At 69.3% G+C, this 7,890-nt stretch carries 7 protein-coding genes; 2 read left to right on the top strand and 5 right to left on the bottom strand.

Annotation, left to right across the window (positions count from 1 at the left end; translation table 11 throughout):
- The coding region (locus VI238_RS12405) for a hypothetical protein (RefSeq protein ID WP_331651798.1) at positions 1-481 on the bottom strand (481 nt) is incomplete at its 3' end.
- A 431-nt stretch (positions 482-912) separates the two neighbouring features.
- Between VI238_RS12405 and VI238_RS12400 the strand changes: the two genes are divergently transcribed.
- Positions 913-2,556 (top strand): hypothetical protein, encoded by a 1,644-nt coding sequence (locus VI238_RS12400; protein WP_331651796.1) that lies wholly within the window; start codon positions 913-915, stop codon positions 2,554-2,556.
- 96 nt (positions 2,557-2,652) lie between these two features.
- On the opposite strand, the gene VI238_RS12395 is transcribed toward VI238_RS12400, so the two are convergent.
- Positions 2,653-3,042 carry a GFA family protein gene (locus VI238_RS12395; protein ID WP_331651794.1) on the bottom strand — a complete coding sequence of 130 codons (390 nt, stop codon included), beginning with the start codon at positions 3,040-3,042 and terminating at the stop codon, positions 2,653-2,655.
- A 123-nt stretch (positions 3,043-3,165) separates the two neighbouring features.
- Here VI238_RS12395 and dusB point away from each other — a divergent pair, with 123 nt between their 5' ends.
- Complete coding sequence (dusB, locus tag VI238_RS12390; RefSeq protein ID WP_331651792.1) at positions 3,166-4,164, top strand: tRNA dihydrouridine synthase DusB; 999 nt, start codon at positions 3,166-3,168, stop codon at positions 4,162-4,164.
- 227 nt (positions 4,165-4,391) lie between these two features.
- Here the strand turns inward: dusB and VI238_RS12385 are convergent, their stop codons facing one another.
- From VI238_RS12385 to VI238_RS12375, 3 genes are all read right to left on the bottom strand, one after another.
- On the bottom strand, positions 4,392-5,330 hold the full coding sequence (locus VI238_RS12385; protein WP_331651790.1) for an aspartyl/asparaginyl beta-hydroxylase domain-containing protein: 939 nt from the start codon (positions 5,328-5,330) through the stop codon (positions 4,392-4,394).
- A 158-nt stretch (positions 5,331-5,488) separates the two neighbouring features.
- Positions 5,489-5,962 carry a fasciclin domain-containing protein gene (locus tag VI238_RS12380; RefSeq protein ID WP_331651789.1) on the bottom strand — a complete coding sequence of 158 codons (474 nt, stop codon included), beginning with the start codon at positions 5,960-5,962 and terminating at the stop codon, positions 5,489-5,491.
- Positions 5,963-6,302: 340 nt separating this feature from the next.
- Positions 6,303-7,658, bottom strand: coding sequence for a tryptophan--tRNA ligase (locus VI238_RS12375; protein ID WP_331651787.1), 1,356 nt, complete (start codon positions 7,656-7,658; stop codon positions 6,303-6,305).
- Positions 7,659-7,890: the final 232 nt, after the last annotated feature.

The raw sequence follows: 7,890 nt of genomic DNA, 5'->3' as shown, positions 1-7,890 counted from the left end.
CGTGCGCGAGCCCGAGCGATGTCGCCGTGCCGTCGGCGCCGAGGTCCCAGACGCCCTGTGCACCGCCGACGAACGGCGGGAAGATTTCATGGTGGTCCGGCCGCACGAACAGCAGGTAGCGATGGCCGACGCTGAGGTCGGCAGCGTCGCTGATGCGGTCGGTGATGCCGCCGAGCGTGCCGCCACCCTGGCTCAGCACGAAGTCGAGCGCGGGCGGCGCGCCGAGCAGGCGCTGCTCGAGACGGAACGCGTAGTCGGTGACGATGAGGTTGCCGCGCGCGTTCATGCGGGGCGTCGCGCTCGCCAGTTCCGCGATCGCGATCCATTCGGACTGGTCGACGAGGTCGTCCATGCTCGCGGCGAGCATGAGTTCCTGTGCGTGCGCGCGCGGCACGAGCGCGATGCACGCGCACGCGAGCGCCCACAGCCATCCGCGCCGAACGCGGTCCATCGTTCCCGTTTCGCGTGAATGCATCGTCATGGGCTTCGCTCCTGCGTGAGTGGACGTCCCGCGCGTCGGCACCGCGGATACGGGCGGTGTTACGCCATCCTGCGCCGCGATCCGCCATTGCCCTACGACCGGCGCGCCGGCGGGCTCGCGCGCCGCACAGTATGAACCCGGTCGGCCGGGTCGCCTGCCCCTCGCGCGATGCGACTCGGGGCGCCACGGGATCGTCGGGCGGCGTCCCTGCCCGTCGCGCGGATGCCGCGGCATGTCCGGACGGCGCCCGGTCGCGCCAGGCCGCGACCCGGCAACGGGAAAAACGCTTCGCGAAGCGTGCGCGAATGCGCCGCGAATGGCGCGGGAGCACCGCGCGGGCGGCATCGGACTAGCGTCGGCGTTCCGGAGCACGCGTTCGTGCCCCGGGGCGCGGGCACCCCGCCCGGCCATCCATACGTCCAGGAGCCAGCATGCGTATTTCCCCCATAGCGAGGGTACTCGCCGCAGCGCTCGCCGCGGTCCTCGTCTCGACCGGCGGCAGCGCCGAGGCCGCGAGCCTGATCGAACTCACGACGCCGAACGCGCAGGCGACGAAGTTCTCGCAGAACGGCGAGTACCTCGTCGGCTCCGTATTCGGCGCCGGCGGCCTGCGCTGGACCGCGTCGACCGGCAGCGAGGACCTCGTGCAGGACATGGTCTACGTGAACGGCATCAACAACCTCGGCACCGTCTCGGGCGCGCGCTCGGACGACGGCGGGTCCGCCAATGGCGGCCACGACCTGCCCGCGGTATCGCCGATCGGCGCGACGACGTCGACGCCGCTGCCGCTGCCGGCGGGCATCGACAACGTCGACGTCTACGACCTCGCCGACGACGGCACCGCGGTCGGCCTCGCCTGGACCGACGACTTCAGTGTCGCCAAGGCCTACTACTACTCGCCCGTCGATGGCGTCGTCGACCTGCCCGTCGACAACACGACGAGTGCCTCGCGCGGCAACGTGGTCAGCGCGGACGGCCATGTCGTCGGCGGCTGGAGCGACGATCCGGTCACCGGCTTCCGCCGCGGCGTCGTCTGGGTCGACCGCGTCGCGACCTACGTGCGCGACGGCGACGGCAACGACCTCGGCGAAACCGACGGCATCAGTGGCAACGGCCAGTGGGCCGTCGGCAGCGGCTGGCGCATGAACGTGCAGACGGGCGAGATCACCGCGATCCCGGGCATGCCGTTCGCGTTCGGCGTCAGCGACGACGGCTCGATGATCGTCGGCGCGAGCGGCTTCTTCGACAACCCGCCGCGCGCGCTGCTGATCTGGACCGAAGCCGGTGGCTCGCAGATCCTCACCGACTACCTCGCCGACCGCGGCATCGCGATCCCGGGCGACCTCACCCTGCCGCTGCAAGGCGGCCTGACCGCCGTATCCGGCGACGCGTCGAAGATCGCGGGCTGGACCTATGGATCGAGCAGCATCGTCACCTTCGTCGTCGACGGCGCGAACGAGCCGATCGACAAGCTGTTCGCCGACGGCTTCGACCCGCCGCCGCCGCCGCCGGTCGTGCAGGACGGCAGCTTCGAGGAGACGACCAGCGACTTCGGCCCGAACCCGTACTGGGACGGCGTCGACGGCAACCCGAACGCGGGCGGTGGCAGCAACTTCGCGTCGGGCGGCGTGCCGACCCACGACGGCATCTACAGCGTATGGTTCGGCGGCTGGGGCGGTGGCGACCAGGAAACGCAGACGATCACGCAGACCGTGACGATGCCCGCGAGCGGGCCGCAGTACCTCAACTACTGGCGCTACGCGGTCGCCGTTCCCGACGTCGCCGGTACCCTGACCGTGTCGGTCGACGGCACCCCGGTCGAGACGACCGATCTGTCGGCGATCGCCGCGGACACGAGCTACGTGCAACGGTCGATCGATATCGGCAGCTACGCCGACGGCGCGCAGCACGTGCTCCAGTTCCAGTACGACTATCCCGGCGGCGGCGCGTTCGACGGCAACATCTTCATCGACGACGTCAGCATCGACCCGACGAGCACGCCGGCGCGCCACGCGTTCGGCCGCCACGTCGAGAAGGCGGTCGCGGCGAAGCTGCGCAAGCAGGTGAAGCACTGACGCGCGCCGTGCGCGGCGCGATCGCGCACGAAGCAATGTGACGAGGGCGGCCGCGGCGCCGCCCTCTTTTGCTGCACGGGCGAAGTCGACTTTGGACTAGAACCAGTAGTCGACGACGCAACGACCGTCGCGCGGGAGGTCGTCGAACGTGTCGAGTCCGTCGAAGTGGTCGATCGGGATGTGCGCGACCGCATCGGGTTCGGCAAGGCGCAGGTTGACCGCGATGCGCCGCCGGCCGTCGTCCTGCACGCGTCGCGCAAGCCAGTACGCGACGCAGTCGCAGTGCGGGCAGAAGCGGAACGCGAGCGCCTTGCCGCGCACGTAGGCGCGGGTAGGGCCGCTCACGTGGATGGCTTCATCCTCGTAGTCGTATGCCCAGAGCACGCCGTAGCGACGGCACACCGTGCAATTGCACGCGGTCGCGCCGTCGGGCTCGCCGTCGAATCGCCAGCGGACCGCGCCGCAGTGGCAGCTTCCTTCGACCATATACGTCCCCCGTCGTCGGGATGCGAGTGTGCGCGCGAAGCGCGGCACGCGCACGCGGCGTTCGGCACGGTGGCACGCGACCGCCGCAGCGCGACCGGCGCGTCCCGGCTAGAATCGCGCCCCATGCGCATCGGTCCCCACACGATCGACCCGCCCGTCGTGCTCGCGCCGATGGCCGGCGTCACCGACAAGCCGTTCCGCCAGCTGTGCAAGCGGCTCGGCGCGGGCCTCGCCGTGTCGGAGATGACGACGGCCGACCCGCGCCTGTGGACGACGCGCAAGTCGCGCCAGCGCATGGACCACGTCGGCGAGCCCGACCCGGTCAGCGTGCAGATCGCCGGCTACGACCCGGCGATGCTCGCCGACGCGGCGCGCTACAACGTCGACCACGGCGCGCAGCTCGTCGACATCAACATGGGTTGCCCGGCGAAGAAGGTCTGCAACGTCTGGTCCGGCTCGGCGCTGCTGCAGGACGAGCTGCTCGTCGCGCGCATCGTCGCCGCGGTCGTGAACGCGGTCGACGTGCCCGTGACGCTGAAGATCCGCACCGGCTGGAATCGCGACAACCGCAACGGCCTCGCGATCGCGAGGATCGCCGAGGACGCCGGGATCGCCGCGCTCGCCGTGCACGGCCGCACACGTGCGGACCTCTACGAAGGCGAGGCCGAGTACGAGACGATCGCGGAGATCAAGGCCGCGATCGGCATTCCGGTGTTCGCCAACGGCGACATCGATTCGCCGCAGAAGGCGCGCCACGTGCTCGACGCGACGCGCGCCGACGCAGTCATGATCGGCCGCGCCGCGCAGGGACGGCCGTGGATCTTCCGCGAGATCGCACATTACCTCGCGACCGGCGATGTGCCGACGCCACCGTCGCCGCGCGAAGTGCGCGACATCCTGCTCGGCCACCTCGACGACCTCTACGCGTTCTACGGCGAGGTGCAGGGCGTGCGCATCGCGCGCAAGCACCTCGGCTGGTACGCGAAGGACCGCCCCGAGAACGCTGCATTCCGCGCGGTCGCCAACCGCGCCGAGAGCGCCGCCGAACAGCAGCGCCTCACGCGCGAGTACTTCGACGCGCTCGCCGCGGATGTGGCGCACGAATTCGCCGCCGCGGCGTAGGTCCGGCGAAAGCAAGAGCAAAAGCCTTCGACACGAAGGACACGAAGGAGAGACCATCCGGATCTTTCGTGCCCGGAATGCTCCGGAGTCGACGCTGGCACCGAAAGCCAGCAACGAAAGGCGCATGGGTCCGCGAAACCCCGCACGCGCCGGAAGGAAAACCTTTGCTGTTCTCCTTCGTGTCCTTCGTGTCCTTCGTGTTTCAAGCTTTCAGCCGCTGCTTGGGCTCAAATCCCGCGCACCCACGGCAGCAAGAGCCACGCAAGGAGTGCGAGCACGAGCGCGACGCGGGTGAGCTTGTACGCGCGCGGGGATGCGCGCTTGAAGCGCTTGCGCAGCACGCCGGCCTCGTGCGCGAGGCCGTAGAGGCGGTTGATCGCGCCGACGCGCTCGCCGCCGACGTTCTGCGTCGCGGTCGCCTGGCCGAGCACGCGTCCGACGACGCGGTTCACGGCGCGCATGAACGGCGTATGCAGCGGCCGCTCGACGTCGCAGAACAGGATCACGCGCGTCTGGTCGGTGCGGTTCTCGGCCCAGTGCACGTAGGTTTCGTCGAACACGACGTCCTCGCCGTCGCGCCACGAGTACTCCTCGCCGTCGACGAAGATGCGGCACGCGTCCGAGTTCGGCGTGACCAGGCCGAGGTGGTAGCGCAGCGAGCCCGCGAACGGATCGCGGTGCGGGTTGAGCTTCGCGCCGGGCGGCAGCAGCGCGAACATCGCCGCCTTCACCTGCGGGATCGTCTCCAGCAAGGCGACCGTGTTCGGGCACAGCGCGTGCGCGGACGGCAGCGGCTCGCCGTACCACTTGAGGTAGAAGCGCTTCCAGCCTTCCTTGAAGAACGACGAGAAGCTCGCGTCGTTGTGCTTCTCGGCCGAGCGGATGTAGCCCTCGTCGAACAGGTGCAGCGCCTCCTCGCGGATGCCCTGCCAGCCGTCGCGGAGCGCGTCCAGGTGCGCGAACGCGCCGCGATCGAGGTACGGCCGCGCGGGCGTGGCCGAGAACGCGTACATGAGCACGTTGTACGGCGCGAAGAAGCCCGAATGGTCGACGAGTTGGCGCCGGAACGGGAGCCGCTCGCGGCCGCGCCAGTGCACGTAGAGCACGCTGGCGAGGTAGAGCACGATGAGGACGAGCAGGACGAGACGCAGTGACGGGAGCGGCACGGGTGGGGTCTAAAGTGGCTGGACGGCGAATACGAAGGATACGCTGCAACGTCAGCGCCAGCAGCCCTCGTGCGCTCGCTCCGCCTCCACGCCGCGCGCTCCCGAACGCGAGACGGCGGAGAACGCTCTCCGCCGTCGCGTTCAGTCGCTACTGCGGGTCAATGCCGGGTCGGTGCCGGCATGTTGACCTTGTCGATGGCGTGCAGGACGCCGTTGCTGGAGTCGATGTCGGCACTGACGATTTCCGCACCGTCGATGGTGATGTGGTCGCCCGACACCTTGATCGGGGCCGCCTGGCCATTGAGGGTCTTGGCCGCATCCCATTTGCGTACGTCGGCGGCGCTTCGGCGGCCGTTGACGACGTGATAGTTGATCAGCGCAACGAGCTCGTCCTTGTTCTCGGGTTTGAACAGCGTGTCGAGTTTGCCCGTCGGCAGCTTTGCGAACGCGGCGTCGGTCGGCGCGAACACGGTGTAGGGGCCGGTACCGCGCAATGTCTCGGTCATGCCGGCTCGCTCGACGGCCTTGCCGAAGGTCTTGAATGTACCGTTGGCCGCGGCGGTTTCGAGCAGGTTGCGACTGGAAGACATGCCAGGAGTGACTGCAGCATTGACTTGGTTGGGAGCGTTCATGGGGCTTTTGCCTATAGCTGTGGATTCGCGCCGATGGCGGAATCTCGAGCGGCCGTGGCCGCGGCTCCCGCGATGTACGGGAGTTCGATGCTCAGTACGGAGCGTGTGCGTGGTCGTACGGGGCGACTGAGTGCCGTTGCGACATTGCATCGCAGTGCCGGATGACCATACGCCCCTGCGTGTTAGTTCGACGTGATGTGCACGACCGTTCGTCGGATAGCCCGTCGATCGGGATACGTCGTAAGGGCGCCGTACAGAATCGAGCGCGCGGAGATTTGTGGGCGCGGCGGAAGTCACCAGGCACCGCGGCTTCCGCCGCACCCCGGCGGCACTCGCCACGTCAGGCCTTTCTGGCTGCCTTCACGAGCTTGTCTGCCTTGAGCTGCGCGAGCGCTGCGACGATCGCCCCGGTCGGCAATGCTGGCGCGTCCGTGGTCACGCATTGCGGCAGCAAGGCGGCGATCGCGTGCGCGTCGTCGCCCGCGTCGACGAGCGCAGCCGCGAGCCGGCCCGCGTCCTTCGGGGAATCAAAAGCGCGGCTTTGCAGCAGTACGCTGCCGTCACCGGCGTCGAGCTTGAAATGGAACTTGCCATCGGCCTCTCGATAGCTCTTGATCTGTGGCGAGGGGCCGCGCGCCGACGCTCGATCGCGTGACTCGCGGCCTCCCTTCGCGTGCAGCTCGTCGAGCGGGCGGATGCCGACTGCGTCGCGCAGGCGACGCAGGAACGGCGAGCCGATCTCGCGCACGCGGCGCGCGCCGTCGAGCAGCAGTCTCTCGATGCGCTCGGGCTCGGCGACGAGCGCCTCGTAACGTTCGCGCATCGGCGCGAGTTCGGCGTCGATCCGCTCGAACAGCGCCTGCTTCGCCTCGCCCCAGGCGATGCCGTCGGCGAACGCGCGGCGCATCGCTGCGGTTTCGTCGGCGCTCGCGAACGCCTGGTAGATCGCGAAGATGTTCGACGTGTCCGGATCCTTCGCCTCGCCGGGCGCACGCGAGTCGGTGACGATGCCGAGGATCGCCTTGCGCAGGTCCTTCGCCGGCAGCCACAGCGGGATCGTGTTGTCGTAGCTCTTCGACATCTTGCGCCCGTCGGTGCCGGGCAGGGTCGCGACGTTCCCCTCGATGCGCGCCTCGGGCAACGTGAACCAGTCGCCGCCGTAGAGATGGTTGAAGCGCTGGCCGATGTCGCGCGCCATCTCGATGTGCTGGATCTGGTCGCGCCCGACCGGCACTTCGTGCGCATTGAAGACGAGGATGTCCGCGGCCATGAGCACCGGGTACATGTACAGGCCCGCGGTGATGCCCGCGTCGGCGTCCTCGCCCGCCGCGTTGTTCTGGTCGACCGCGGCCTTGTACGCGTGCGCGCGGTTGAGCAGGCCCTTCGCGGTCACGCAGGTGAGGAACCAGGTGAGTTCGGGAATCTCCGGGATGTCGGACTGCCGGTAGAAGTGCACGGTGTCCGGATCGAGCCCGCAGGCGAGCCAGCTCGCGGCGATCTCCAGCGTCGACTGCTGCACGCGCGCGGGGTCGCCGGTCTTGATCAGCGCGTGGTAGTCGGCGAGGAAATAGAACGATTCCGCGTCGGCGCGGCGGCTCGCGGCGATCGCCGGGCGGATCGCGCCGACGTAGTTGCCGAGATGCGGCGTGCCGCTGGTCGTGATGCCGGTCAGGATGCGGCGCTTTTCGTGGCTCACGCGGATGCAGGGGCTGCCAAGGGACCGACGAGTTTACGGGAACTGTCGCCCGTCCGGGCCCGGTGGGGCACCGGGAAGAGCGCCAGGGGCGGCAGCACGGCAGGCGTTCGCCGGGGGCGCGAACGCGGGTTCAACCCCGGTAGACGTCCCCGGGCGTTGGACCGATCGCTGCCCACCACGGAGATGCGTCATGCGTACCCTGCTTTGCGCCGCCCTGCTCGCCGCCGGCCTC

This window comes from Dokdonella sp. (assembly GCF_036518555.1).
GTDB lineage: Bacteria > Pseudomonadota > Gammaproteobacteria > Xanthomonadales > Rhodanobacteraceae > Dokdonella_A.
Note: the sequence above shows the minus strand (reverse complement) of the source record. Positions and strands in the feature narration are given on the sequence as shown.